Source organism: Actinomyces slackii (assembly GCF_900637295.1).
Lineage (GTDB): Bacteria > Actinomycetota > Actinomycetes > Actinomycetales > Actinomycetaceae > Actinomyces > Actinomyces slackii.
The window spans coordinates 2,847,422-2,873,586 of the sequence record NZ_LR134363.1 but is presented as its reverse complement, the minus strand read 5'-3'; the positions used below and the strand labels follow the sequence as shown (position 1 = coordinate 2,873,586).

Here is a 26,165-nt window from a genome sequence, read left to right as displayed (position 1 = left end):
TCTGTAGATTTCCACGAAGAGCGCCGAATGCTTCTCAGGGTGTTGTCGTGGGAAAGAGCGAGGTCACCTCGGCGGCAAATCCTGTGTAAAGCCTTTGAGCGTCGCAGCGCTCCTCCCACGTGCGGCGCGCCCCTCGGCGCAAGGCGGCGTAGTCATCCTCATCCATCGAGGCCACAGACTCCACCGCGGCGAGGACCTGGTCGGGGGAGGGGTCGGGCGGCAGCAGGATGCCATTGACCCCGGTGGACACGATCTCCTTGGTGCCGCCCACATCCGTGGCGATCACTGGGATGCCGGTGGACATGGCCTCCATGATGGACACCGGCACGCCCTCGGAGGAGGAGACATTGACCAGAACATGGCGCGCGCTGCTGGCGTAGTCCTTGACCAGGTCCGTGTTGGACACGAAGCCGCGGAGCGTGAGCCGCACCGGTCCGCGGCCCAGTGCGGCTGCCTGCTCCTCGAGCTGCTCACGCAGGACCCCCTCGCCGAAGTGCTCCCACTCGATGGGGCGCTGCGCCTTGGCAAGGGCGCTCAGCAGCAGGCTCAGGCGCTTGACCGGGGTGATGGTCGAGCAGCTGACCAGTCTCAGGGGCCGGCGCTCGGGCCAGCGCTGGGCCACCCCGTGGTCGGTGGTGCCCAGGCGTGAGACCACCGTCTTGTCCCGAGCGGCCGCGAAGCGCTCGGTCAGGTAGTCCCGGCCGTGGTCGGCGATGCAGTAGATGCGGTCCAGGTGCTCAATGGTGTGCTCGCGCAGTGGCAGGTAGCCGGTGGGCGCCAGCTCCTCGTAGAGGTCCGCGCGGTGGGCTCGGGCGATGGACACCGAGTTCGGGTAGTGGCGCCGCAGAAGCCATGCCAGGTAGGGCTGGTAGTTGAACCGGTAGGAGTAGAAGACGATGGAGTCGCGCGGCGAGGCCCCCTGGTCGGCGAGGATCCGCCGGCACTGAGCCGCCTCGTGATGGGTCCGGCTCAGGAAGACGAAGAGCGTGACCAGCCGGGAGGGGCTGAGCCGGCCGCGGTGGACCAGGCTCCTCAGCTCGCGGTAGAGATTGGCGTCCCCCAGCGCCCGCAGCGAGCCCAGGAGGTAGAACAGGCGGGAGCGGAAGGCGATGGGGTGGGCCAGCATCGTCTCCAGCGGCAGGTCCCTCCGGGTGCGCCGCTGCTCCTGGCGCACCGACAGCGACATGACATCGACCCGGTCGACCTGGTCGAAGTACGTCAGCTCGGTCTCCAGGAAGGTCTCCCAGGTCCCGTAGGGGAAGGCGTTGGCCAGCAGGACCAGGCGCCTCATCGCTGAGTCCCCTGAGCGCCCCGAGCGGGATCGGCCGAGGTCTCAACGCTGATGAGCGCGGCGATCTGCGCCGCGCGCTGCCGGCACTCCTGGACGCTGGAGGCGCGGACCACCACCTGCCCGGTGCAGTCATTGGAGGAGGAGAAGCCCTCCAGGGCATCGCCGACCCTCTTGAAGATCTGCAGATCGGTCAGCCACGGCGGGGTCTGCTCGGGGGTGGAGATGGAGGTGATGATCCCGTGCGCCTGGGGCTCGGCGAGCATGAGGGACATGGCCGCCCCATCCCAGGGGGAGCGCGACTGCCAGGTCTCCACCACGTCGAGATCGAGGGCCTCACGGGCCACCATCTCGTAGTAGTCCAGCCCGTAGATCGTGCTCATGAGCTCGGGCAGGCCGTTGGCCCCGGCGCGCCCCGTCAGCTCGATGATGTGCACGACGCCGTCGCACTCCATGAGGTCGACGTTGACGGCGCAGTCGCGCAGATCCAGGGCGCCGATGGCCGCGGCGATGACCTCCTCGGCCTGGGCCAGGAGCCCGGGGGCGGCCTCCATGGGCACGTGGTGGCCCACGGGCACTGGCACGTCGCCCTCGGCCAGGTCATCGCCGTGAACCGTGATGTGGAGGATCTGGCCGTCGTGGATCAGTGCCTGGGCGCCGAACTCACGCCCGTCCAGGAAGCGCTCGATGATGACCTTGCCTCCGCGGCTCAGCGCCGCTGCCCTGCTGTAGGCCTCCTGGGCCTGCTCGGCGGTGTCCACCATGTAGACCCCGCTGGATCCCTGCAGGTCGGTCGCCTTGACCACGGCCGGAAGACCGGTGCGCTCCAGGGCGGGGACCACCTCATCGGCGTGGGAGACGGGAACGTAGTTCGCCGTGGGCACCCCGGCCTGGGCCAGGCGCAGCTTCATCTCCAGCTTGTCGGCGCACAGGCGGGCGGTCTGCCGGGAGATGCCCCGCAGGCCCAGGGTATCGGCGACGGCGCCCAGGGCCTCGAGCCCCGTGTCCAGGCAGCTGGTGGCCACCGCGTCCACGCCCGCGCGGCGGGCGGCGGCCACGACCTCATCGGGGGAGAGGATGTCCGCCTCGGCGACCTCGTCGGCCAGGTCGAGTCCGGGGGGACGCGGCTGGGTGCGGGAGGCCACCACGGCGGTGGCGCCCAGGCGCTTGACGGCCCGGATCAGGCCCAGCTGCCCACGGCCCGCGCCGATGATGAGGACTCGCCTGCCCGCAGCGGGCAGCTCGGCCGATTCCGGCTGGGCGGAGTGCTGGTGGTCGGCGGTCATGGCTGTACCTCCACGGTGATGAGATCGTGGGCCGCCTGGCAGATGCGCGCGGCCTCGTCATGGTCGGAGCCCCGGGCGATGATGACGCCCAGGCGGTCAAGGCTGGAGTGCAGGCCGGTCAGGGCCTGTCCCGGCTCGGCCAGGATGATGACCTCCTGGACACCGGGAAGCGCTCGGGCGCGCTCGACGCCGCTGATGGCCCGCAGTGTGCCGGCCCGGGCCTTCAAGAAGCGGATCGCGCCGGCCCGCGGCTCAGGCGCGGGCGGCTCGATGGCGAGCCCGCAGGCCTGCGCGAGGACCAGGCCGATGAAGTCCACCCCGGTGGACAGGGGCACCAGGTGGGAGGAGACGAAGTCCCCGGCCATGCGGGCGCCCAGCTCGACCAGGCGGGGCCCGGTGGCCGTGAGGATGATCTCGACATGGGCCGGGCCGTCGGTCACCCCCATGGCCGTCAGCGTCCTGGCCACCAGGTCCCGGACTGCCTGCTTGGTGGCCGCCTCAAGAGGAGCGGGCTGGGTGTGGCCGGTCTCGATGAAGTGGGGGGCGCCCGTGGTGGCCTTGTCCGTGATGGCGAGCAGATGGCAATGGCCGTCAACGGCCAGGGCCTCACAGCTGATCTCCGGCCCCACGAGCAGCTCCTCGACCAGGATCTGCCCGGAGCGCGAGGAGGAGGCGGCGTAGTCGAAGGCGGCGGGCAGCCCGGAGGCGTCGTCGAGCTGGATGACTCCCCGGCTGCCCGAGGAGTCCAGGGGCTTGAGAATGCAGGGAAGCCCGATGCTCGCCACCGCCTGCTCGGCCTGCTCCAGGCTGGAGACCGTCTCGAACCGGGGGTGGGGGAGCCCGGCCTCGGCGAAGGCCTGCGCCATCTCTGCCTTGTCCGTGCAGATCCTGGCCGTGCGCGTGCTGGGGCCCACCAGGCCCAGCTGCTCGGCTGCCGCGGCGATGGACCGCACCGGCATGTCGGTGCCCACCGTGGTCACGCCGTCGACCCTCTTGGAGCGGGCCAGCTCGACGACCCCGGGGATGTCATTGGTGGACACCACATGGAACTCGTCGGCCAGCTCGGCCCCGGGCGCCGTGGGATCCAGGTCCACCGCGATGGTGCGCATGCCCATCTCGCGCGCCCGGCGGATCATGGGGACCTGGAGCCTCGAGGCGCCCAGGATGAGGACGGTGGGCGCGGCGGCGGTGCCGCCCTCGCCGGGGGTCTGGGATGAGGGAGCGGGCGGGGTGGGGCGGGTCATCGGCTCTCCTGGGTGTAGATCTCCTCGCGGGCCAGGACGGTGCGGATGGTGCGCAGCACGATCCGCAGGTCCAGGGCCAGGCTCAGGTTGTCCACGTAGTAGCAGTCGGCGGCGTAGCGCTCCTCCAGGGTTGAGGAGTTGCGGTAGAAGGCCTGGTTGTACCCCGTGATCCCCGGGCGCACGGACAGGCGCCGGCGCTCATCGGCCCCCATGCGCTCAAGGGGCTTGGTCGCCAGATTGGGGCGCGGGCCGATCAGGCTCATCTCACCCTTGAGGACATTGATGAACTGGGGGATCTCATCGAGGGAGGTCTGGCGCAGAACCCTCCCCACGCGGGTGACCCGCGAATCCGAGCGGCTGGCCACGGTCGAGGAATCGGCGTTTCGCAGATCGCGCGCGCCCACGGACATGGAGCGGAATTTCATGATGTCGAAGGCCCTGCCCCGCCGGCCCCAGCGCTTCTGGCGGAAGAACACCGGCCCGCCGTCGTCCAGGGCGATAGCGGCGCCGACTCCCAGGGTCAGGGCCCCGAGCACGGGCATCGCCAGGGCGGCGGCGGCCACGTCGACGGCGCGCTTTCCATAGCGCGCGTAGAAGGAGTCCGGAACCGTCCACTGGGGGGTGGGCTCGGTGACTTCGATCGGTTCCGACAGCGCTTGGCCGGTGCTCATCGCTCGCCTCTTCCTCATACGCGATCCGCGCTCCGGTGCCGCGGCCGATCCGTCCCGGTGACGCGACCGGATGCGGGTGGAGGGCTCCCGGGGCGTGACCGTCCCGTGACAATTCATTGTGAGTGTACACGGAAGGCTCCGCCCCGATCCTGGAAGAATCCGGGGAGCGAGCGGATCAGATGCTGCGCGTGTGCCCCGGACCGAAGTAGACGTCGTCGAGCGTGGCCGTCAGCAAGGAGCGCTCGCGCAGGATGTCGATGATCTGGCCGTAGAGCTGGGTGACGGTGGGAGCATTGGCATGACCCAGGACGATGCGCTGGGCCTCGAGCCACTTATCGGCCTCGCCCAGGAGCACCTCGGGGGGCAGCAGTCCAGAGTCGCCAAGAGAGCCGTACCACATCACCGAGGTGCTGTATCCGATCTGCGCGCAGGCGGCATCCGTGGACTCATCGCGATATCCGTAGGGCGGTCGCACGAAGGGCGCCCCCGTCACCCCGTAGGTGCTGTTGAGGAATGACTCGCACTGGGACAGCTCCTCAACGATCCCTGCCGGGGACAGCGAGGTCAGAGCCGCATGGCTGTGGGTGTGGTTGGCCATCTGCACCTGGCCGGACTCCACCAGCGGCAGGAGCTTGTCGCGGCTGTCGGTCCAGGAGGGATACATGGAATTGATGAAGAAGGTCAGCCGCACCCCGGAGTCCTTGGCGAAATCCGCGTAGGCATCGACAACCGCGGGATCGGCGCCGTCGTCCACGGTCAGGGCCAGGACATTGCCGACGCCCTCGGGCAGGCCCAGGATGACCGAGTCCGGCGCGGTGGGGGCCGGCAGCGAGGGAGGGCCGTCCTGCAGGTGCAGGGGGCTCAGCGAGGGCGAGGGGGAGGGAGGGGCCGACGGCGAGGCCGCCGCTGAGGCGACCGGCGCTGAGGGCGAGGCCGCCGGGGAGGAGGCCGGTGGGGCCGAGGCGCGCTGAGCCGAGCATCCAGCCATCAGTGAGGCCGTGCCCACGGCCAATGAGAGCATGAAGTCACGGCGTTGCACGGCGGGTCCTCCTGGAGACGGTCGAGTCAGTGGTAGCGGTTGAAGGATCGCAGCAGTGGGGCGCCGTCAGCATCCTCCGTCAGGACGGGGCTGACCCGCGACTCCTCCTCCCGTGCCCCGCAGGGATCGGATCACCGACGGCGCAGTCGCAGCGCCCCCGCCCCGGCCAGGGCCATGATCGCCAGCGCCACCAGGGCGTTGACCAGCGCGGAGCCGAGCTGGAAGGAGAGCATGGCCAGAGCCACCACGCCCAGGGCGGCGAGCGGCCCTCGGGGATCCACCCTCATGTCGATCTCCGTGCGCAGCCGCCGCAGCATGTAGGCGATGCCGGCGCTGTATCCCAGGATGGTCGAGGTGCAGGCCCCGATTAGGCCCCAGTAGTGGACCATGGGGAACACGCAGGCCACGTTGACCAGCCCGGCGATGCCGATGGCCCACAGCGTGTCGGTGTTCTTGTCGATGGCGTAGAAGATGTTGACCAGGAAGTTCGAGTAGCCCGAGAGGGTGGAGACCGCCAGGGCGAAGGGAATGACCGCCAGTGCCCCGGCGTACTGGGCGTCGATCGCCCAGGGGAAGACCAGTTTGAGCACGGGGATGAGCAGGGCCAGGCCCACCAGCAGCGCCGCGCCATAGGCCGCGGAGGCGCGCCCGAAGAATCGGGCGTGCTCCCTGCCCCGCTCGAAGGCCAGGTCCTGCCAGGCGTAGGTCATGGCCATGATGACCAGCATCATCACCGCTCCGAAGCGCATGGCGATGGCGAACAGGCCGTTATGCGACAGGTCCATCACCGCTCCCACCACAGCCCGGTTCAGGGAGTTGATCGTCCAGTAGACCAGGGCGTTGAGCCCGACGGGGATCGCCAGGGCGAGCATGGTGCGGGCCAGCGCCGGGACGGCGCGGCCCCAGGGGGATGAGGCCATCACATGGGCCACCCCCACCCTGGCCTCGATATAGACGATCTCACACAGGAAGGCGGCGATGGTGGACACGTACAGCGCGCGGAAGTCCCATCCCAGGCCCACCAGGAGAAGAACATTCATCCCCATCATGACCAGGGAGGCGACCACCCCGGAGACGGCGTAATCCCAGTTGCGCCGCATTCCGCGGCAGGCGTGCTTGTAGACGTAGTTGATGCTCTGGACGATCCCCAGCAGGGCGATGAGCCACAGGTGGCGGATCTCCACGCTCAGCGCCAGGACGGCCAGAACCAGCGCATAGACCGCCGTCGAGCCCAGGAAGATGAGGGAGCCCGCCTGCAGCGCCCGGGCCTCCTGCCCGTTGCCCTTGTACATCCGGCGCAGGATGACCACCCAGATGTTGAGGAACAGGGACTCGCAGATCACGGTCAGGTAGGTCACTGACAGGTCGTAGTAACCGAAGTCCGTGGGTGGGACCACCGCCGTGTACAGCGGCAGCATGATGAAGGCGATGAGCTTTGAGAGCACCGACCCCAGAACGAAGATCCCGGAGTTCTTGATGAAGGTCCACACCGAGCCCATCAGGAAGTGGCCGTCCCCTCATCGAGCAGTTCGGCGAACCGGGGTCCGGCCACCGCCGCGTCGAAGGGCGATCCCTCGACGGCATTGCCGCCGCGCGGGGCGCCGCAGGCCGCCAGCGCGGCGATGCGCTGGGCCCAGGGGCCCGGTCCCTCGGCCAGGTCGAGGACCTCGACGGTCCCGCCCACGCGCGCACTGGCGCTGACCGCCTGGGACATGAGCAGGGGAAGGCCCGCGGCCTGGGCCTCCAGGGCCGTGTAGGGCAGGCCCTCGAAGGTCGAGGGGAGGATCATGGCATCGGCGGCATGCAGCAGGTCGGGGACATCGGAGCGGGCCCCCAGGAAGGTCACGCAGTCGGACAGGCCCGCGCGCTCCACGCGCTGGACCAGATCATCCCTGTAGGGCCCGTCGCCGCACAGGAGGAGCTGCGCATCGACCCCCATGCGGCGCAGCTCGGACATGATCCCCAGGTCGAAGACATGGTTCTTGGCCGGCCCCAGCCTGGCCACATGGATGATGGCCGTGGTCGAGGGCGCCAGGCCCAGGGCGGCCCGCATCGAGGCGCGGCGCTCGGCGTCGAAGCTGAAGGCCGCGGCATGGAAGACATTGGGCACGAAGGTCCACGACGCCCTGCCGAACATCCACTGGGCCGCCTCCGCGGAGCAGGCGTAGCGGCGGTTGGCGCACAGGCGCACCAGTGGCCGCTGGAGGCGGTGGAGGATCCCTGACAGTCGGCCGGACATGTTGGCGGAGGAGTGCGAGTGCAGGATCCGCACCGGCACCCCGGCCAGGCGCGCGAGGACCAGCGGCTCCAGGGTGTTGACCACGGTCTGGTGGAGCCAGACGGCGTGGAAGCGGCCCTGGCGCACCGTGGCCCGCACCTCGCGCAGGAAGGCCAGTGGGTGCTCCCGGCGCGAGGGGACGCGCACGATGCGCGCCCCCGCGGCCACGAGCTCGTCCTGGTGGGCGATGGTCGGCCGGTCGATGAGGAAGGTGACCTGGTAGCGGTCCCTCAGCAGGTGGAAGGCCGAGAGGATGAAGGCCTCCTTGCCCCCCGCATTGGCGGTCATGCCGCCCACCAGGATGGCGGGTCGGGGCTGGCCGGGTGATGCGGGGCTCGGCGTGCTAGCCGCTTGCGCGCGTTGTGCCGCGGTGTCCATGGTCCTCCTCGTGTCGTGAAGGCGGTGGGGTCAGGCGCCCTGGGGGGCGAGTCGCGCCGTCGTGACGTGCGCAGTGGCGGAGGGTGAGGCGGCCGTGGCGGTCCTGCCTCGGATGAACCAGGCGATGGCGCCGATGGCGACCAGCGCCATCAGGGTGGTGGGCTCGAAGAAGATGCCGATGAAATCGGTGGCCGGGCCCCGCGGCATCCAGATCAGGGAGGGAACGATGAGCAGTCGCAGCGCATTGGCGCCGTAGGACCTGTGGTCCAGGCCGTCGACGTACCGCAGGGCCGCCCCGGCCATGAGGGAGACGAGGATGACCCCGGCGATGCCGTACTGCACGTAGCCCTCGGCAAGGTAGGAAGTCCCCGTGCTCACGCCGCTGAGATAGGCCTCGTCCCCCAGGGCGATGCGCGAGAGCGAATGGGACAGGGATCCCCCGATCTCCGCGCGCTCCACCGAGTTGCCCTGCAGGGAGGGGTAGCCCAGCAGCCTGCCGACCAGCCCGTAATGCGCGAAGTAGGCCAGGTAGAGCTGCTCGGGCAGACGGTCCGCGTAGACCACCACATTGTCGACCACCCGCACCGAGACGCCCTGGTTGTAGAGGAACTCCAGGATCGAGCCCGAGCTGCCGCGCCCGCGCAGGGACTCCATGGCCGTGAACAGGACGGCCATCGCCGCCGCGCCCACGGAGGTGATGATCGCCATCCTGCGGGTGAGCCAGCCGGCCTCGGGCTCGAGGCGGTTGCGCAGGATGATGTAGCAGATGACCACGATGGCGAAGACGGTGAACTCCCGGCGCACACCTATCAGCAGGTAGAGGCCCTTGATGATGGTGAGCATGACGGTGGGCAGGACGATGTCCTTGCGCGGCGGCATGGTGGCCAAGAAGACCAGGAAGGCGATGAAGCACACCTCGGAGGAGTAGCTCCCCAGGAGTCGGAAGATCCCCGAGCTCTGCTCGGCGTACTCGGTGGTGTACAGCGACTCGTAGTTCGCGATCCCCGTCGTGGCGATTGTTGCGATCAGCCACAGCGCCGACATCGGGAAGGTGAGCAGGACCAGCAGCAGGGCCGCCGACCTGATGTGGGAGGAGGCCCCGGCGCCAACGCTCAGGCGGCCGGCGGCCAGGCGGCCGGCGGCCAGCGTCAGCGCCTCCCGGGAGCGGCCCAGTCGGGCGGCCAGCGCCGCGCGCAGGCGCAGCCGGCCCATCAGCGCGATGAGCAAGTACCCTGCGGCCGCTGAGACCAGTCCGACCATGAGGATGGTGATGGTCTCAGGGTGGGCGGCGGGCTCCTCGTGGCCCGAGTCATAGCCGAAGACCCGCTCCAGGGTCGCCTGGGAGAGCAGCAGGATGAAGAAGGAGATGAGGAAGCCGCAGAAGTACACGGTTCTGGCGCGTATCGTCGCGCAGACGACGAACAGGTTCAGCCATAGCAGCAGCAGGCCTCCCCAGTGCCAGTCCGCGCCCCCCGCCACGATGAGCATGACCAGGGTGAGGTTGCTGGCCACGACGGCGAAGGCGCGCGAGCCCCGCGGGCCGGCGCGCCGGGGGGCCGGCTCCTCGCGCTGCGGCCGGCGCCCGAGAGCCCGCGGTGCGACGTCGGGCGCCTCCTCCCGGATCACGGGGCCCTGAGCGTCCTGGGCAGTGCTGCTCGGTGCGGTGCTCGAGGCTGTTGGCAGTGCGGCCTGGGCAGATGCTCCGCCGACTGCGGTGAGCGGTGGCGGGGTCATCGTGATTGCCTCTCCTTGTGGGGTGGGGCCGAAGCAGGGTTGCCGCTCGGCGGGGCCCGCATGCTTGTGCTCCTCGGGTCGCGCGCCGCGATACCGGATCCCTGGTTGTGCACATGGCACAAGGGGCGCGGGTCAAACAGCGGCATATTAACGTGGTGCTCCGTGAGCGTCCACAGCTCCGGCTGGGAGCAGCGCTCAGGCGGCACCTGCGCGAGACGGCCCCGCGTCGCCGCGGCCTGCTGCCTGACGCGGGCCAGGGCGGCCAGGGCGGCGATGCCGGCCAGGGTCAGCAGCGTGGGCGGCTCGACCAGCATGCCGATGAACTCGGTGGTCGTTCCCCGCGGAACCCAGATCAGGGAGGGGGCGATGAGCATGCGCACCGCGTTTGCCCGGTAGGAGTCCGGGGCGAGGTCGTCGACGTAGCGCAGGGCGAGGCCGATGAGCAGTGCCACGGCGAGCACGCCGACCATGCCGTACTGGACGTAGCCCTCCGCCAGGAAGGATGTTCCCGAGCCCACCCCGCTGAGATAGGCCTCATCCCCCAGGGTGAGGCGCGACAATGAGTGGGACAGGGATCCGCCGGCCTCGGCGCGCTCCAGGGAGTTGCCCTGAAGGATCGGATACCCCAGCACTCTGGCGATGATCCCGGAGTGGGCGAACTCGGCGAGGTAGAACTGCTCGGGCAGGTAGACGCCGTAGGCGACCACATTGTCGATGACGCGCACCGAGACACCCTGGTTGTAGAAGAACTCCAGGATGGAGGCCGAGCTGCCGCGCCCGCGCAGGGACTCCAGGGCGGTGAGCAGGACCACGACGGCCATGGCCCCCAGGGAGGTCACCCCCACGGCCCGGCGAGTGACCCAGCCCGCGTGGGGCTCCATCCGGTGGCGGATGATGATGTAGCAGATCACCAGGATGGCGAAGACGGTGAACTCCTTGCGCACGCCCACCAGGAGGTAGAGCCCCTTGATGACCGTGAGCAGGGTGGTGGGCAGGATGATCTCGTGGCGCGACGGCATGGTGGCCAGGAAGACCAGGAAGGCGACGAAGGCGATGTCCGAGCAGTACAGCCCCGCCAGCCGCAGCACGCCCGAGCTCTGCTCGATGTAGTCAGCGGTGTAGATCGACTGGTAGCTGGCGATTCCTGTGGTGGCGATCATGGAGGCCAGCCACAGGGCGCTCAGAGGGAAGCTCACGATGACGACGAACAGGGCTGCGGCCCTGATGCGAGCCGCATCGCCGAGGCGGCGCTCGGCCCGACGGCGCGCCGTGACCGCCCAGGCGGCGCGGCTTGGTGAGTTGATCGGCCGGCGACGGGGGGCGAGGCGAAGCAGCATGGGGGCGGCGTAGCCCACGGCGGTGGCGGCCAGCCCCAGGGCCAGGATGATGATGGTCTCGGGATGGGCCGCAGGCTCCTCGCGCTCGGAGACGTAACCGAAGATCCTCTCCAAGGTTCCCTGGGAGAGCAGGAGGATGAAGAAGGACAGGAGGAAGGCGCAGAAGTAGACCGTCCTGGCCCGGCAGATCACGCAGACGAGGAACAGGTTGAGCCAGCCCAGGAGCAGGCAGGCCCACTGCCAGTCCGATCCGCCGGCCAGGGCCAGCGTCGCCACTGCCAGGTTGCTGGCCACGACGGCGAAGGCCCGCGCGCCCCGAGGGCCGGGGCGGCCGGTGGGCGTGAGGCGCTGGGAGGCTCGGGGCGCCTGAGGCTTCTGAGCCGGCATCTGGGGCTCTGAGGCGGCCGCCGCCTGGGGCCGTGCTGGCCGTGCTGGCCGTACCGGCGCCTTCGGCCTCGCCGCGGTCGGGGCGCCCGGGGTGACCGCGCTGCCTGCGGCGGGGGCGGCCTGCAGGAGCGACGGAGCCATGATGATTCTCCTCGGTTCAGGCATGGGCAGGATGCACGGCAGGGGAGTGACGCTGAGCACTCATCGAGCCGGTAGCATCAACCCGCGCTCCCCTCCATTGTAGGGACGGCGCGACGAGGTCAGGCAATGGGGAGATGGACACGCAGGGCCTTGGGATCCTCGTGATATCCGAGACCCGACGACGTGGGGTGGCTGACGGGGCTTGAACCCGCGACCTCCTGGACCACAACCAGGCGCTCTGCCGACTGAGCTACAGCCACCATCTGCGAGACCATCGCAACGAGTCGGTACTGTATCGGCTCAGCGGCGCGCCAACCAAACCGGCCCCCGTGCACTCCATCACGTCACGGGCGGTGGGCGGTCGCCGAAGCGCCGTCGGCCCCCTGCTCAGGCGTCCCTCCCTTGCTCAGCGCCTCCAACGCACGGGAGGTGGGATTGGCCGTGATGGCCGCGGCCGCCTCGCGGCACTCATCGGAGCTGGGCCCCTCGCCGGAGGGGAAGAGGACCGCCCGGTAGTAGCGCAGCTCATCGATGGACTCCAGGATGTCCGCCAGGGCGCGGTGGCCGCCCGCCTTGGCGGGGGACTGGAAGAAGGTCCGGGGGTACCAGCGCTTGGCCAGCTCCTTGATGGAGGAGACATCGACGACCCGGTAGTGAAGGTGCTCGATGAGCTCGGGCATGTCCCGGGCCAGGAAGGCCTTGTCCGTGCCCACCGAGTTGCCCGCCAGCTGAGCGGTGCGCGCCTGGGGCACCAGGGAGGTGACATGCGCCAGGACCGCCTCCTTCGCCTCATCCAGGCTCATCCCGCCATCGAGCTCATCGAGCAGCCCGGAGGAGGTGTGCATCGAGCGCACGTAGTCGTCCATGCGCTCCATCGCCGCGGCGGGGGGCTTGATGAGCAGGTCGATGCCCTCGCCCAGGGGCTGGAGCTCGTAGTCGGTGACGATGACGGCAACCTCGATCAGAGCGTCGGCGCTCAGGTCCAGGCCTGTCATCTCGCAGTCGATCCACACCAGAGGGTCGGAGGTCGTTATCTGTCGGCTCACGGGCGCTGAGTCTAGCGCCGGAACGGGCCAGCCCGGCAGGGGAGCGCGGGTGCGGCCCTGCGCTCGGCGAAACGGCGGTATGGTCGCCCTGCCGACCGTTTCCTGCTTGCCACACCTCAGCGGAGTTTCCGATGACTGACAGTCCTGCGCCCTACCGCCTTGGCAGTTCCTACCTCCTGGAGGCCCCGGTCGGCGCCGGGGCGCAGGGGGAGGTGTGGCATGGCAGGCGGGTGGATTCCGAGGAGCCCCTGGCCTTCAAGATCCTGCGCTCCGATCTGGTGGACAACCCCGACGTCGTCGAGCGCTTCATCAAGGAGCGCTCCACCCTGCTGCGGGTCCGCAGCCCCTACGTCGTGGCGATCCGGGACGTCGTCATCGAGGGCGCGACCTTCGCCATCGTCATGGACTACGTCGACGGCGGGGACCTGCGCGACCTGCTGCGCGCCGAGGGCTCGCTCCAGCCCGCCAACCTGGCCGCCATCGGCTCGTGCATCGCCCAGGGGCTGGCCGCCGTTCATGAGGCCGGGGTGGTCCATCGCGACGTCAAGCCGGCCAATATCCTGCTCGCCTCGGCAGGAGGCTGGGCCGGGCAGGAGGCCGGAGGAGTCCAGACCCTGGTGTCCTCCGGCTTCGAGATGGGAGGGCAGCGCCGCCTCCTCATCCCCAAGGTGGCGGACTTCGGCGTGGCCCGCATCTGCGACACCCTCACCTCCGCCCAGGCCACCGGGGTGATCGGCACCCCGCTGTACATGGCCCCGGAGATCCTCTCCGTCCAGGCCCCCACCCCGGCCGCGGACATCTACTCCCTGGGCATCATGCTCTATGAGATGGCGTGTGGAACCACTCCCTTCACCGGGGACGCCGCGCGGCTGCTGGCCCAGCACGCGCGGCGCGACCCGGGGCGCCCCCAGGGCGTGCCCGATGCGCTGTGGGAGGTGGTCGCCGCCATGCTCGCCAAGCATCCCAGTGCCCGTCCTCCTCTTGAGGCGGTCATCCACCGACTCGATGCGCTTCAGACGGAGCTCGCAGGGCTGCCCGCAGCCCCGGTGCTCGCCGCGCCTCCGGAGTCGGCCATCTCCCAGGCGCCCTACGACTGGGACCAGCCGGCCCCCGGCGGCGCGCCTGCCCCCGCCGGCCCGGCCAGTGCGCCGAGCAGTCCTGTCGGCACTGCTCCTGGCACTCCGTCTGGCCCGTGGGCCGCGACCGTGGCGGGCACGACAGCCCCCACGCTGTCCGCCCAGCTCTCCGGCCTGCCCGCCGCCACCCCGCCCACGGCGATCGGCGACGGCGCGATGCCGGGTGGGCCGCTCCCACCCCCGACGCAGGGACCCCTGGCCATCTCCTCGGGCATGGCGCCTGGGTCCCCGGCGCCGGCTGCCGCCGCTGCGCCCGGGGGCCGCAGGAGGCGCAGGCGCCTGTGGATCCCAGCGCTGGCGGTCGTGCTCGTCATCGCGCTGGCCGCCGGCGGGTTCTTGCTGTGGCGCCATTACCGGGACCAGGGCTCGGTCCAGGCAGGATGGCTCATCTCCCTTCCCGAGGCCAGCCGGGCCCGTGAGGACATGCGCGTCTCGAAGATCTCCGAGCTGCGCATCTCCCCCGACGGCAGCATGCTCGCGGGAGAGTCGGGCAGCACATGGTCGCTCTACGACCTGAGCGCCGCCGCGACGGATTCGGTCTGGAGCGGGGAGTGCTCCGAGGCCGCCTTCTGGAGTTCCGAGGCACTCCTGTGCACCCAGTCGGGTGACAAGCGGGTCCTGGTGAGCCGTGATGGCTCGACCTCCGCGGTTCCCGGCCCCAGCGAGTCCACGCTGATCGGCGCAGCCGAGGAGCGCACCATCCTGGTCGACGCCGATGTCTTCGACGGCGACCTCATCGCCCTGGACGCCGAGGGCAAGGAGGCCTGGAGGGCCTATGGCAAGTACAGCGAGGGCATCGTCCGCAACGGGTTCGTCCTGACCTACGAGAGCGAGTCCCATGCGATCCAGGTCCTATCGGCCCAGACGGGCGCAGTGCTGACCTCGGTGCGCGACGAGGAGCCGGACTTCTCCGACGATGGCGCCGGCAGCCCGCCCGGGGGATTCGACCTCACCCTGAGCACGCAGGCATTCGCCCGCCTGACCAAGGACGGCGCCACCATCTACGACGCCGAGGGCACGACAACGCAGACCATCACGGGGGACTTCTCCGGCACGGTGAACGTGGCCACCTCCACGCCGCTGAGCCCCGAGGCCCTCGCCGAGGCCTACAGGGCGAGCAGCGCCCGCCCCTCCTCCCACTACGCCGTCGGACCGAACGGGGTCGAGGAGGTCGCCGTCGACATCCACGCCTGCACGGCCACGGCCAAGGGCAAGGCGCTGGAGATCCCGAAGCGCAGTGAGGGGCAGACCTGCCTCATCAAGCCCCTGGGCATCATCGGCGGCGACATCCTCGTCGCGCAGGTGGGTGAGCCCAGCGATGCGCAGACCGAATCGGTTCTCGGGCTGTCCCTGGATGACGGCTCAGTGGTGTGGAAGGCGGCGGGGACCTATCGGGGCGTGGCCCCCACGGAGGAGGGCGGCCGGCTCATCGTCTCCCACGGCGCGAACCCCTCTGACATCGCCGTGGTCTCCCTGAGCGAGAAGTGACCGCCCAGGGCGGCGATCCGCCCCGTGGCCGGCACCCGGGTCATGACCGGGGCGGTGAGCGCCCGCGCGGCCCGCCCCGAGTCCGGGGCGGGCCGCGCGGCAGGGTCGTCGCTCAGCGCCGTCCTCGCCGGGCCAGGCCGATGAAGCAGGCGGTCATGCAGGCCAGGCCGAGGCCGGACATGACCCCCAGGTTGGTCAGCCACTGCTTGGAGGTGTGATCCCACAGCGCATCGTCCCGCGTGGGCAGGATCGTCAGCATGTCCACCGTGGAGGCGGCCATCGCATAGCCCCAACGGGCCGGCATGAACCAGGACAGCTGCTCGAAGACCGCCCTGCCCTCGACGGGGACGATCCCGCCGGACAGGACCAGCTGGGCCATGATCGTCACCACCAGCACCGGCATGACCTGCTCGGAGGAGGAGACGAAGGAGGAGACCGCCAGTCCCAGCAGGCCGCAGACGAAGGCCACCACCCAGCAGCACAGGGCCAGCTCCAGCTCGGGGATGCCCACGACGACGGCGTCGTCGGGCCCATCGTTGAGAGCCAGGGCGATGCCCACCATGATCGCGGTCTGCACCGTGGTGATCAGCCCCAGGACAATGGACTTGGCGATCAGGTAGGCGCCCGATCTCAGCCCGACGGCCTTCTCCCGCAGGAACACGTCCCGCTCCCCGACCAGCTCGCGGATCGTGGCCGCCATGCCGGCGAAGGCCGCCCCGGTGATGAGGATGATGAGGAGCTGGAGCGCCTGGGAGGAGTAGACGACCGGGGCCTGGGGGGTGGGGTCGGGGTAGTCGGGGACGGCGAATCCGTGATCGCCCTCGATCACCTTGGTCAGCAGGCCCATGATGACCGGCAGCAGCAGCATGAAGGCCAGGTAGGAGGGGTCGGCCGCCACGATCCTCAGATGCCGTCGCACCAGGGTGGAGATCTGGCGGAGCCCTGACTGCTTGCGAGTGCCCTTCTGCTCGGGGGCCTTGGTCTGGGTGGAGGGCGCCGCCCCGCCTCGGCGGGTCGAGGGCACGGTGGCCTCCAGGTATGCCCGCAGCTCGGGGGTGTGATTGCGGATCAGGGCGTAGACATCGGCGTAGCCGTCCACGGCGGGAGGATCGGGCAGGGTGCCCTTGGGGGCGTTGAGCAGGAGCTGGCCCCGCGAGGCGATCTCCGCCAGGCGCTGGCGGAAGTGGGGGAGGACCTCGCGCGGGGAGCCGTAGTAGACCGGTCGGCCCCCGGCGGCCAGGATGAGCACCTTGTCCGCTCGGTCGATGTGATTCTCGTTGTGAGTGACCACCACCACGGTGCGGCCCGTATCGCCGGGGCGGGTCCCGTGGGCCAGGGAGGCCAGCAGGTCCATGACATCGCGGTCCAGCTGGGGGTCCAGGCCGGAGGTCGGCTCATCCAGGAAGAGCAGGCTGGGGCGGGTGAGCAGCTCGATCGCCGTTGAGACGCGCTTGCGCTGGCCGCCGGAGAGCTTCTTGACGCGCTTGTCCACATGCGCGGTCAGGTCGAGGTCCTCCAGGACCTCGGTGATGCGCTGCTTGCGCTCCGCCTTGGACACGTCCTTGGCGAAGCGCAGCTCCGCGGCGTACTCCAGGGTCTGGCGCACGGTCAGGGCGGCGTGGACCACGTCGTTCTGGGGGACCACGCCGATCTTGTTGCGCATGACCGGGTAGTGCTCGTAGACATCCAGGCCATCGAAGATCACCTGGCCCTCCTGGGCCTTCTGCTCGCCGGTCAGTGCCTTGAGCAGGGTGGACTTTCCCGCCCCGGAGGGTCCCACCACGGCCAGCAGCTCGTTGCCGGGCAGGGAGAAGGAGATCCCGTCCAGCAGGGTGAGCTGGCCGCCGTTGACCTTGAAGGTCAGGTCCTTGCCCACCAGCTCGCCTCCCGCACCGCCGGCCACCTGGATCTCGCTGGTGCCATCGGGGCTGAAGGACACGAAGGTCGAGCCCAGGCCGACCACGACCGGCTGGGTGACCAGCACATTCGGGACTCTCTGCCCGGCCAGGTACATGCCGTTGGTCGAGCCCAGGTCGGTGATCGTCAGTCCCTGGGGGGTCATGTCGATCCGGGCGTGGTGCTTGGAGACGAGCGGGTCATCCAGGACGATGGCGTTGTCCGGGGCGCGGCCGATCGTTCCGGAGGTGACCTTGAAGGACTTCACGGTGTGGTGCGAGGAGGGGAAGGCGCCGGAGCTGGCCGACTGCGCCGACGGCGCGCTCGGGGGCATGGGGGAGTGGCCGGGAGCCGCTCCCGGAACGGTGGCGTAGGGGGCCTGGTTGAAGGGCGCCATGCCGCCCGGCGCGCCCTGGGGCGGGGCGGGCATCGGCGGCCCCGGGATCGTGGCCCCGGGCGCCGGGGTGCCCGGGGATGGCATGGGGGGCGGAGTGCCCTGCTGGGGCCGGCCCTGGTAGGGGACGGACGACGCCGGAGAAGGACCCAGGGCCACGGGTCCGGGCATTGGCGCGCCCTGGGGCGCCATCCCCTGGGGTGCCATGCTCTGGGGCGCCTGGGCAGGGGCCTGGGAGGCGATGGGGGTCAGCCCCAGTGCGGGCCCTGAGGCATCGCCGAGCTGGATGCGCGTGCCAGCGGTGATGAGCGCCTCGCGGGTGACTGCGCCGTTGACGAGCATGCCATTACGACCATGACAGGTCACCTGCCAGCCCGTGGGCGTCGGAGTCAGGCGCAGGTGGGTGCGCGAGACCAGCGGGTGGATGATCTGCACCCCGCTATCGGGGGCGCGGCCCACGGTGAAGGCCTCGGTGAAGGTCTGGGGCTCGCTGGAGGCCTGGGCTGACAGCAGGCGCACGACCAGTGCAGTGGGAACCACGGGAGTCCTTCCGGGACGTCGGGGCGGGGCTGTGCCTTCTAACCATACTGGCGGCCGCGCTGCCAGGTGGGGGCGTGGAGGATGGGGAGCGGGCACCGTCGGGACAGGGGCGCCGGGGCGCCTCATCCCACGATGGGTGGTACTGGGGCGGTGCGGCGGCGTCTGGCATGCCGTAGTCTGGGCCGGCGCCACGGCGCACGCCTCCGTAGCTCAATGGATAGAGCATCGGCCTTCTAATCCGCAGGTTGCCGGTTCGAGTCCGGCCGGGGGCACCAGCGCTTCCCCGTGATCGCAGGGGAAGCCGGGGATCTCCAAGAACTGATACAATGAGCCCGAAGGCGGCGGGCAGCCCACTTGAGCGTAATGCTCCGGGCAGCCAAGCCGCCTTCAGCATGCCAGCCTCCAAGCCCCCCAAGTACGTGCCCGCGCTTGCGGTGACGCCATCGGCTCGGTCACTCAACTTACGCGCGACGACCTCGAGTCGATGACACCCGAGCAGATCAACGAGGTGCGCACCTCCTTCGAGGTCACCCGGCACACCAGATATCATGAGCCGTCCCTCCTGTCGGCTCCGGTCCTCTCGCTGCACATCAGATGGCACGTTTCGCCTGCGAGCGATGAGGCTCTCGTTGGGCTTCACAACGGAGAGGCCGACCACATACAGTAGGAGAACCCATGATCCACGATGATGAGGGGGCGAGCCTTGATGAACCCGGTGCTGGAGGCAGTACGGTCGGGCAGCAGAAGGGGAGCGCGCCTGGCTCTGAACCCAACGGTGGAGAACTACAGGAGCATCCGGACTCCCAGGCAGGGCGTGGCGAAGAGCTCCTGGAATCGGGTGGGGGAGTCCATCCGTCTGGCGATGAAGGAGGAGCGGCCTACTCGGCGGCCTCGCTGACGTACACGCACATAGGCCCGTTGCCTCCGCCAGGGCATTTCCTGGGCTACGAGCAGGCCCTGCCTGGAGCGGCCGACCGGATACTCGCCATGGCTGAGAAGGCTCATGCCGCCGAGATCGAGAACCAGAGGACCACGACGAAGGCAGAGGCCCGAGCCTTCCTCGGGGCCGCCTGGGCGGTCGCGTTTTTCCCGTGGCTACTGGGCGCGGCCACGATTGGCCTCCTCGTTGCCGGCGAATCCGCCTCAGCAGCAGTGACTGGGCTGGCGACAGCATTCGCCATCGGCCCACAGATCATCACGGCTACACGCTCCAAGAAGCAGAGCGAGTAGCGGCCTGGCCCGGTAAGCTCGCCGACGATCTCGTTTCGGAGGTCGGAGGCCCTTCACCACCCGGATGGGTGGTGAAGGGCCTCCTTTCGTGCTCTTGGTGGCTGAAGTCAGGCGGCCACTGAGACCGAGTGCTGCGTCGTCCAACTCGGTGATGCCGAGGGTCATCCGCGGGGTGATCTGGGGCCTGTCGTCGAGGTCTCGCTCCTAGCACTCCGCACGTGCTCTGATGGCCGCCTCGTCGACCCCTGAGCGGCCCGGGGCATGGCGGCATCGCTCTACGCGACTTGCCGATCGCGCCGCGGCGCGCGGGAGTTCATCGTTCAAACTCCACATCCTGGGCAAGTGCTTCTAGGGTTGGGGCATGCCCGTACCTGCTTCCCCGACCCGCGCCGAGGAAGACGTCCCTGTCTCGGCCCTGTCCCGTGCCCAGCTCCTCGACGTCCTGACCGACCTGGTGGGCGACCTGGAGCACCTTGACCTGTCCCTGCGCGCCGAGGGAGTCCAGGACGCCCGCAGCCTGCGCACCACCCTGATCGGCCAGGTCCGCGACCAGGTGATCCCCCGCCTCCAGGACGCCGACATCCCCTCCATCGTCGTGGTCGGCGGCTCCACCGGAGCCGGCAAGTCAACCCTGGTCAACTCCGTCCTGGGGCAGGAGGTCTCCGACGCCGGGGTCCTGCGGCCCACGACACGCACCCCCGTCCTGGTGGTCAACCCCGAGGATCAGGAGTCCCTGGCGGAGCACCCCCTGCGGGAGGTCTGCGAGCAGGTCGTCTCCGAGGCGATCCCGGCGGGCCTGGCCCTGATCGATGCCTCTGATCTGGACTCCGTCCATGAGGCCAACCGGGCGCTGGCGGGCAGGCTCCTGGATGCCGCGGATCTGTGGCTCTTCGTCACCACCGCCGCCCGCTACGGCGACCAGACCCCCTGGGTGACCCTGGAGGAGGCGGCCCGGCGCGAGACCCCCATCGCCGTGGTGCTCAACCGCGTCCCCTCCACCATCCTGTCCGAGGTGCGCCGCGACCTGACCACCCGGCTGCAGGGGCTGGGCCTGTCGGAGTCCCCCTTCTTCGTCGTGCCCGACGCCGGCCCCCACGAGGGCCTGCTCCCGACCGCCTCCATGGCTCAGCTGCGCGACTGGATCCAGCTGCTGGCGGGCCGCCATCGCGCTGCCGGCCTGGTGCGGCGCACCGGCAAGGGCGTGTGGACGGCGCTGCGGGCAGACCTGGCCACCCTGGCCGATGCTGTGGATGCCCAGCGCGCCGCCGCCCAGGAGCTGGAGGAGGCCAGCGCCTCCCTGCGACGGGTCGCGGTTGAGCGCCTGCGCATGGATCTGCGGAGGGGATCGGCCGGGGAGGGGGCCACAGCCACCCGCTGGCTCACCCTGGCCTCCGCCGGCGGGCCACTGGCCTCCCTGGCCCAGGGCGGCCGGCTGCGCCGCGGATTCCTGGGGCGCGCGGAGAAGGCTCGCGCCCAGGGGCTGGCCGTCCTGGCCGAGGAGGCCCGAGAGGCCCTGGCCGCCCAGCTCCAGGCCGCCACCCTCGGTCTGCTGCAAAGGGTCGAGCAGGCCTGGCAGGAGGCGGGGGCCGGCGGTTACAGCGGCAGGCTCCTGGGTCAGGGCGATCCTGCCGGCACCACTGTCGAGTCCTGGGCCGGATACCTGGGGGCCCACGCGCAGGCCGCCCCCAAGGGCCTGACCCAGGCCGGCGCCGTCGACCTGCTCGTGGCCGCGGCCAGCGGGGTCGAGGGCGCGGTGGGGGCGGTGCGCCGCCTGGGCATCGAGAGCCAGTGGGAGGAGGCCCGATCCCTGCTCATGGAGGCCGTGGAGGAGGCGCTGACCGCTACTGTTCCTCCTGGGGCGGCCGCCTCCCTCGCGCCCGCCCCCGGGTTCGCCGCTGCACTGCGACTGCGCGCAGGCGAGCTCAAGCCCTTCACCCGTCCCGGAGCAGCAGCATGACCCAAGCCGATTCCGAATCCAGCCTCCTGACCTCCCACGAGCCCGCCGTGCTCGACGCCGCGCACCTGGAGGCGCGCCTGGCCGGCATTCGCCAGGCACTGGCCTCCTGTCCCACCGAGGTCCCCGCATCCCTGTCCCTTCCTGCTCAGGAGTCTCTCAACGCCGTCGCCGATCGGCTCGCCCTGGGGGTGGACCACACCGTTGTGGCGCTCTTCGGAGGAACCGGCTCCGGCAAGTCATCCCTGTTCAACGCCCTGACAGGACTGGACTTCGCCGACGTGGGCGCGCGGCGCCCCACCACCTCGCGGGCGGCGGCCTGCACCTGGGGCGACGCCGCCACGGCCCTCCTGGACTTCCTGGGGGTCTCCCCGCAGCGGCGCATCCAGCACGAGACCGTGCTGGAGGCCGCCAGCCAGCACGGGATGGAGGGCCTGGTGCTCCTGGACGTGCCCGACTACGACTCGGTGACCACCGAGCACTCCTTGCAGGTCGATCGGCTCGTGCCCCTGGCCGACATCCTGGTGTGGGTGGTCGATCCCCAGAAGTACGCGGATGCCGCCCTGCACGAGGGCTATCTGCGGGGTCTTGGGGCCCGCCAGGAGGACATGCTCGTCCTGGTCAACCAGATCGACACCCTCCCGGAGTCGGGCAGGCAGACCCTGCTCGACGACGTTCACGCCCTCTTGGTCCAGGACGGCCTGACCCGTGTCCAGGTCCTGCCGGTCTCGGCTGTGCGGGGGGACAACCTCGACGAGGTGCGCGACCTGCTGCGCCAGCGCGTGGCCCGGGAGTCCAATGCGGCGCGCACCGCCTCTGCCGAGCTCGACGCCATCACCGCGCGACTGAGGCCCACGGTGGCCCAGCGCCGCATCGAGCTCGACCCCGCGGCGGCCCAGGTGGCCACCGCTGCCCTGCTGCGCGCCTCGGGGGCCAGGGCGGTGGAGGACTCCTTGCGCGCCAGCCTGTCCCGGATGATCCCCCGGGCCCTGGCCCGGCCCGAGCCCCCGGCCTCCAGCGCGGTCAAGGCCGCCCACTCGGCGTGGGTGCGCCACACCGCCGATGGCCTGCCTCCGGCATGGGAGCAGAGCCTGGAGAACACGGTGATGACCCCGGAGCGCCTGGCCGGGCAGACTGCCGAGGCGGTCAGCTCGGTGCCACTGCCCGGGCACCGCGAGCCGCTGATCGACCTCCTGTGGTGGGGAGGCCTGACGCTCCTGGTCGCGGCCCTGGCCTGGGCCGGCACGATCCTCGTGCGGGGAGGCTCGGGGCTCGTGATCGCCGCGGTCCTGGGAGGCGCCGGTCTCATCGCCGCAGGCGTGGCGATGATGCGCCGCCGCATGCACGCCAAGCGGGAGGCCACCCGCTACCGGGAGCAGGTGGGCCAGCGGGTGGGCGCCGTGGTCGATCGGGGCCTGAGCTCACCGGCCTCCAAGGTGCTGAGCCATCACCGCAGCCTTCAGGCCGCTCTGGGGGTCTGAGCGCGCATTACTCCGCGGTGGGCCGGGCACCACAGGCTGCCCGGTTCCGCGCCTGTCCACAGGCGGCGCAGCCCGCTCCTGCGCGGCGGGTCAGGCGGTGTGCACGGTGGTGCCATCGGTCCGGCATGGCGCCGGCCCGGCGATCGGAAGGAGCACCGCCATGACCCGCCAGCTCGACCTCACCCTCCAGGGTGTCGTCGGAACCCACCCCGTGCTCTCCCGCGTGGGAGACCAGCCCCGCCCCTACTGCCGCTTCCGGGTGGCGGTCACCCCCACCTACCGCACCGACAAGGGCTGGCAGGATGGGGAGACCCAGTGGTTCACCGCCAAGGCCTGGGGCAGGCTCGCCGAGAACATCACCGCCTCCCTGCACAAGGGCGATCCTGTGCTGCTGGCGGGCAGGCTCGCCCAGGAGTCCTGGACCTCCCAGAACGGCACCCACAGCACCAATGTCATCACCCTGCAGTCCGCGGGCCATGACCTGACCCGCGGGGAGACCCGCTTCCTGCGCGTCAGGTCGGAGCCGCGCCCCGAGACGGGCCAGGCCCCGCAGGAGACCTCCTCAGAGCCTGCGGTCCCGTCGCCATCGGCGCCTGCCAGCGCCTCGTCGCCCGCTGGACCGGGTCCCCTGCCGGTGATCCCGCCTCCCACGGTCTCGCCTGAGGGACTGGGCGCGCCGGTGGCGCCGGGGTCCCCGAGCCCACTGCCCGATCCCGGGCTGCCCGAGCCTCCCCACCCGCCCGAGCCGATGGAGCTGGCGTCCTATGAGGTGGCCGACGACGAAGCCGAGTTCTGAGCGCCCGCGCGGCCAGGGGCTGTGCCCAGGGACCCGTGCCACGGGTCGGCTCCGGGGCTGTCTCGGGCTCAGGCGGAGGGCCGCGCCGCCTGGGCGCCGTGGGCCATCGGGACGGCGCGGCACTCCAGGTCCGCGGGGTGGGCGACCCTGAGGACCTCGATGAGGACCCGGGTGACCGCCTCAGCGGCATGGAGGGGATCGGGATCGGTGCGCGTCAGGCTCTCGGCTCCCTGCCACCCCAGGGCCTGCAGCGCGCTGCGCTGCGCCCGCCCCAGAAGGGCCCTGCCCTGGTCGTCATGGCCCGGCAGGCGCACCTCCACGCCTATGGCCCGCACCGCCAGGACGACTCGGGGCGCCTCGGGGGAGGGCAGGGCCGCTCGGCGGCGCAGCAGATCGCCCAGGCCGCGGGCTCGGGGCAGGTCCTGAGCATCGATCACCGGGAGGGGGGCGATGAGGACCACCTCCTGGGCGCCTGAGCCAGATGACTGCCCCTGGCCGTCGAGGAGCCGCTCCAGGGAGGGGGTGAAGCGCGCCCAGGACCCCTGGTCGACCAGGGGCTCGTCAGGCGCAGGACCGGCGGGTGACTCGCTCATGGCCGCAGGTTAGCGCTCCGGGCCGGGCGCCTGAGGTGAGCGCTGGGGACCGGGGCGGGGCAACGGAACGGTCACAGTGTCCCCTCAACGGCGTAGCACACACCGCATTAGGGCGTGTCATATCCGGAAAAGCCGACCGCGGCGCCTACGGTGGACGGGAGTCTGAGTGCCGTGCTCGGGCCGCAGCCAGGGGAGCAGCCAGCCGATGATCCGATTTGACCACGTCTCCAAGGTCTACAAGCGAGGAGCGCGTCCAGCCCTCGATGAGGTCGATATCGAGGTCGAGCGCGATGAGTTCGTCTTCCTCGTGGGGGCCTCGGGCTCCGGGAAGTCAACCTTCCTGCGCCTGGTGCTGCGCGAGGAGCGCCCCACCTCCGGGAAGGTTCACGTCCTGGGGCGCAACCTGTCCCAGATCTCCTCGTGGAAGGTCCCCCAGCTGCGCCGGGAGATGGGCTTCGTCTTCCAGGACTTCCGCCTCCTGGAGAGCAAGACCGTGCTGGAGAACGTGGCCCTGGCCTCACAGGTCATCGGCAAGCCCCGCCACTACATCCTCTCGGCCGTTCCCGAGGCGCTGGAGCTGGTGGGCCTGGAGGGCAAGGAGAAGCGCCTTCCCCATGAGCTCTCCGGCGGCGAGCAGCAGCGCGTGGCCATCGCCCGCGCCATGGTCAACCGCCCCAAGCTCCTCCTGGCCGATGAGCCCACCGGCAACCTCGACCCCTCCACCTCCGTGGGGATCATGCGCCTCCTGGACCGCATCAACCGGCAGGGGACCACGGTGGTCATGGCCACCCACGACGACGAGATCGTCGATCAGATGCGCAAGCGCGTCATCGAGCTCAAGGGCGGTCAGGTCGTGCGCGACCAGGCCCGTGGTGTCTACGGCTCGGACCGCTGAAGGAGTTAAGCACATGCGTCTACGTTTCATCCTCTCCGAGACCGCCAAGGGCATGAGCCGCAACCTGGCCATGACTGTCTCCGTCATCCTGGTGGCCTTCGTCTCCCTGCTCTTCGTGGGAGCCTCGGGCCTGCTGCAGGCCCAGATCGCCGCCATGAAGGGCGAGTGGTATGACGAGGTCGAGGTCTCGGTCTACATGTGCCCCCAGGCATCGGCCTATCCCACCTGCGCTGAGGGCGAGGCCACCCAGGAGCAGATCGATGCCGTGGAGTCCACGATCACCGGCGCCCTGGACTCCTTCGTGGAGAGCTACCAGATCGAGTCCAAGGAGCAGGCCTACGCCAACTTCATGAAGTCCTTCGGCAACACGGCCGTGGGCCGCAATGCCACCGAGGACATGATGCCGGTCTCCTTCAGGATCAAGCTCGTCGACCCGGAGAACTACGCCGTGGTCGCCGAGCAGTTCTCCGGCCACGCCGGCGTCGAGCGCGTCGTGGACCAGGGCTCGACCCTCGAGCCCCTGTTCACGGTGATGAACCGCGCCTCGTGGATCACCGGCGGACTGGCCGTGATCATGGGAGTGGCCGCGGTGCTGCTCATCTTCACCACCATCCGCCTGTCAGCCATGTCCCGCTCCCGGGAGACCGGGATCATGCGCCTGGTCGGCGCCTCCAATCTGTTCATCCAGCTGCCCTTCATCCTGGAGGGGGTCATCGCCGCCCTGATCGGGGCGCTGCTGGCCGTGGGCGCCCTGTGGGCCGGGGTCCACTACGTGGTTGAGGACTGGCTGGCCGGCTCCCTGTCCTTCACCAGTGCCTTCATCGACACCGGGGCCGTCCTCAGCCTGGCGCCCTGGCTCATCCTCGCGGCCATTGTCCTGGCCGCGGCCTCCTCCGCCTTCTCGCTGTCGAAGTACACCAAGGTCTGATCCAT

19 protein-coding genes and 2 tRNA genes are annotated in these 26,165 nt (G+C 70.3%); 8 read left to right on the top strand and 13 right to left on the bottom strand.

Annotated elements, in window-relative coordinates:
* Positions 1-34 precede the first annotated feature (34 nt).
* The 11 genes from EL266_RS11835 to orn form a co-directional block, all read right to left on the bottom strand.
* On the bottom strand, positions 35-1,291 hold the full coding sequence (locus EL266_RS11835; RefSeq protein ID WP_026427990.1) for a glycosyltransferase: 1,257 nt from the start codon (positions 1,289-1,291) through the stop codon (positions 35-37).
* Positions 1,288-2,574, bottom strand: a complete 1,287-nt coding sequence (locus tag EL266_RS11830) for an ATP-grasp domain-containing protein (protein ID WP_051281437.1) — start codon at positions 2,572-2,574, stop codon at positions 1,288-1,290. The genes EL266_RS11835 and EL266_RS11830 overlap by 4 nt, the downstream gene beginning before the upstream one ends.
* Entirely contained in the window at positions 2,571-3,818 is a 1,248-nt protein-coding gene (locus EL266_RS11825; RefSeq protein WP_051281436.1) for an ATP-grasp domain-containing protein, read from the bottom strand. The genes EL266_RS11830 and EL266_RS11825 overlap by 4 nt, the downstream gene beginning before the upstream one ends.
* Positions 3,815-4,489, bottom strand: a complete 675-nt coding sequence (locus EL266_RS11820) for a sugar transferase (RefSeq protein ID WP_084501150.1) — start codon at positions 4,487-4,489, stop codon at positions 3,815-3,817. Before EL266_RS11820 ends, EL266_RS11825 begins: the two co-directional genes overlap by 4 nt.
* A 175-nt stretch (positions 4,490-4,664) precedes the next feature.
* A complete protein-coding gene (locus EL266_RS11815; protein ID WP_026427987.1) occupies positions 4,665-5,528 on the bottom strand; it encodes a polysaccharide deacetylase family protein in 864 nt (287 codons plus the stop codon).
* A gap of 131 nt (positions 5,529-5,659) precedes the next feature.
* Positions 5,660-7,018, bottom strand: coding sequence for a lipopolysaccharide biosynthesis protein (locus EL266_RS11810; RefSeq protein WP_169719982.1), 1,359 nt, complete (start codon positions 7,016-7,018; stop codon positions 5,660-5,662).
* 8 nt (positions 7,019-7,026) lie between these two features.
* A complete protein-coding gene (locus tag EL266_RS11805) occupies positions 7,027-8,184 on the bottom strand; it encodes a glycosyltransferase (protein WP_084501148.1) in 1,158 nt (385 codons plus the stop codon).
* A gap of 30 nt (positions 8,185-8,214) precedes the next feature.
* On the bottom strand, positions 8,215-9,918 hold the full coding sequence (locus tag EL266_RS11800) for an O-antigen polysaccharide polymerase Wzy family protein (RefSeq protein ID WP_084501146.1): 1,704 nt from the start codon (positions 9,916-9,918) through the stop codon (positions 8,215-8,217).
* Positions 9,915-11,783 (bottom strand): O-antigen polysaccharide polymerase Wzy family protein, encoded by a 1,869-nt coding sequence (gene wzy, locus EL266_RS11795; protein ID WP_126412352.1) that lies wholly within the window; start codon positions 11,781-11,783, stop codon positions 9,915-9,917. The genes EL266_RS11800 and wzy overlap by 4 nt, the downstream gene beginning before the upstream one ends.
* Before the next feature lie 184 nt (positions 11,784-11,967).
* Positions 11,968-12,043 (bottom strand) — tRNA-His (locus EL266_RS11790).
* Positions 12,044-12,127: 84 nt separating this feature from the next.
* On the bottom strand, positions 12,128-12,817 hold the full coding sequence (gene orn, locus EL266_RS11785; RefSeq protein ID WP_084501156.1) for an oligoribonuclease: 690 nt from the start codon (positions 12,815-12,817) through the stop codon (positions 12,128-12,130).
* Positions 12,818-12,960: 143 nt separating this feature from the next.
* On the opposite strand from orn, the gene EL266_RS11780 reads away from it, so the two are divergent.
* Positions 12,961-15,453 carry a serine/threonine-protein kinase gene (locus EL266_RS11780; protein WP_026427983.1) on the top strand — a complete coding sequence of 831 codons (2,493 nt, stop codon included), beginning with the start codon at positions 12,961-12,963 and terminating at the stop codon, positions 15,451-15,453.
* 112 nt (positions 15,454-15,565) lie between these two features.
* Here EL266_RS11780 and EL266_RS11775 read toward each other — a convergent pair whose 3' ends face one another.
* Entirely contained in the window at positions 15,566-18,283 is a 2,718-nt protein-coding gene (locus EL266_RS11775; protein WP_026427982.1) for an ATP-binding cassette domain-containing protein, read from the bottom strand.
* Positions 18,284-18,482: 199 nt separating this feature from the next.
* On the opposite strand from EL266_RS11775, the gene EL266_RS11770 reads away from it, so the two are divergent.
* From EL266_RS11770 to EL266_RS11750, 5 genes are all read left to right on the top strand, one after another.
* A tRNA-Arg gene (locus tag EL266_RS11770) sits at positions 18,483-18,558 on the top strand.
* A 400-nt stretch (positions 18,559-18,958) separates the two neighbouring features.
* Positions 18,959-19,513, top strand: a complete 555-nt coding sequence (locus tag EL266_RS11765) for a DUF2335 domain-containing protein (protein WP_084501140.1) — start codon at positions 18,959-18,961, stop codon at positions 19,511-19,513.
* Between the two features lie 361 nt (positions 19,514-19,874).
* Entirely contained in the window at positions 19,875-21,470 is a 1,596-nt protein-coding gene (locus EL266_RS11760) for a GTPase (RefSeq protein ID WP_026427979.1), read from the top strand.
* Positions 21,467-22,948, top strand: coding sequence for a GTPase (locus tag EL266_RS11755; protein WP_026427978.1), 1,482 nt, complete (start codon positions 21,467-21,469; stop codon positions 22,946-22,948). The genes EL266_RS11760 and EL266_RS11755 overlap by 4 nt, the downstream gene beginning before the upstream one ends.
* Before the next feature lie 160 nt (positions 22,949-23,108).
* Positions 23,109-23,744, top strand: a complete 636-nt coding sequence (locus EL266_RS11750; RefSeq protein WP_084501138.1) for a single-stranded DNA-binding protein — start codon at positions 23,109-23,111, stop codon at positions 23,742-23,744.
* A gap of 68 nt (positions 23,745-23,812) precedes the next feature.
* On the opposite strand, the gene EL266_RS11745 is transcribed toward EL266_RS11750, so the two are convergent.
* A complete protein-coding gene (locus EL266_RS11745; RefSeq protein ID WP_051281434.1) occupies positions 23,813-24,337 on the bottom strand; it encodes a hypothetical protein in 525 nt (174 codons plus the stop codon).
* Between the two features lie 205 nt (positions 24,338-24,542).
* Between EL266_RS11745 and ftsE the strand changes: the two genes are divergently transcribed.
* Positions 24,543-25,232, top strand: coding sequence for a cell division ATP-binding protein FtsE (gene ftsE, locus EL266_RS11740; protein WP_026427977.1), 690 nt, complete (start codon positions 24,543-24,545; stop codon positions 25,230-25,232).
* Positions 25,233-25,245: 13 nt separating this feature from the next.
* Entirely contained in the window at positions 25,246-26,160 is a 915-nt protein-coding gene (gene ftsX / locus EL266_RS11735) for a permease-like cell division protein FtsX (RefSeq protein WP_026427976.1), read from the top strand.
* Positions 26,161-26,165: the final 5 nt, after the last annotated feature.

What these genes read in the sequence shown, in the direction of transcription:
- EL266_RS11780 (WP_026427983.1), top strand. Translation starts at nt 12,961, where the DNA reads ATGACTGACAGTCCTGCGCCCTACCGCCTTGGCAGTTCCTACCTCCTG.
- EL266_RS11805 (WP_084501148.1), bottom strand. Translation starts at nt 8,184, where the DNA reads ATGGACACCGCGGCACAACGCGCGCAAGCGGCTAGCACGCCGAGCCCC.
- EL266_RS11760 (WP_026427979.1), top strand. Translation starts at nt 19,875, where the DNA reads ATGCCCGTACCTGCTTCCCCGACCCGCGCCGAGGAAGACGTCCCTGTC.
- wzy (WP_126412352.1), bottom strand. Translation starts at nt 11,783, where the DNA reads ATGGCTCCGTCGCTCCTGCAGGCCGCCCCCGCCGCAGGCAGCGCGGTC.
- EL266_RS11830 (WP_051281437.1), bottom strand. Translation starts at nt 2,574, where the DNA reads ATGACCGCCGACCACCAGCACTCCGCCCAGCCGGAATCGGCCGAGCTG.
- EL266_RS11750 (WP_084501138.1), top strand. Translation starts at nt 23,109, where the DNA reads ATGACCCGCCAGCTCGACCTCACCCTCCAGGGTGTCGTCGGAACCCAC.
- EL266_RS11800 (WP_084501146.1), bottom strand. Translation starts at nt 9,918, where the DNA reads ATGACCCCGCCACCGCTCACCGCAGTCGGCGGAGCATCTGCCCAGGCC.
- ftsX (WP_026427976.1), top strand. Translation starts at nt 25,246, where the DNA reads ATGCGTCTACGTTTCATCCTCTCCGAGACCGCCAAGGGCATGAGCCGC.
- EL266_RS11825 (WP_051281436.1), bottom strand. Translation starts at nt 3,818, where the DNA reads ATGACCCGCCCCACCCCGCCCGCTCCCTCATCCCAGACCCCCGGCGAG.
- EL266_RS11765 (WP_084501140.1), top strand. Translation starts at nt 18,959, where the DNA reads ATGATCCACGATGATGAGGGGGCGAGCCTTGATGAACCCGGTGCTGGA.
- ftsE (WP_026427977.1), top strand. Translation starts at nt 24,543, where the DNA reads ATGATCCGATTTGACCACGTCTCCAAGGTCTACAAGCGAGGAGCGCGT.
- EL266_RS11835 (WP_026427990.1), bottom strand. Translation starts at nt 1,291, where the DNA reads ATGAGGCGCCTGGTCCTGCTGGCCAACGCCTTCCCCTACGGGACCTGG.
- EL266_RS11755 (WP_026427978.1), top strand. Translation starts at nt 21,467, where the DNA reads ATGACCCAAGCCGATTCCGAATCCAGCCTCCTGACCTCCCACGAGCCC.
- EL266_RS11820 (WP_084501150.1), bottom strand. Translation starts at nt 4,489, where the DNA reads ATGAGCACCGGCCAAGCGCTGTCGGAACCGATCGAAGTCACCGAGCCC.
- EL266_RS11745 (WP_051281434.1), bottom strand. Translation starts at nt 24,337, where the DNA reads ATGAGCGAGTCACCCGCCGGTCCTGCGCCTGACGAGCCCCTGGTCGAC.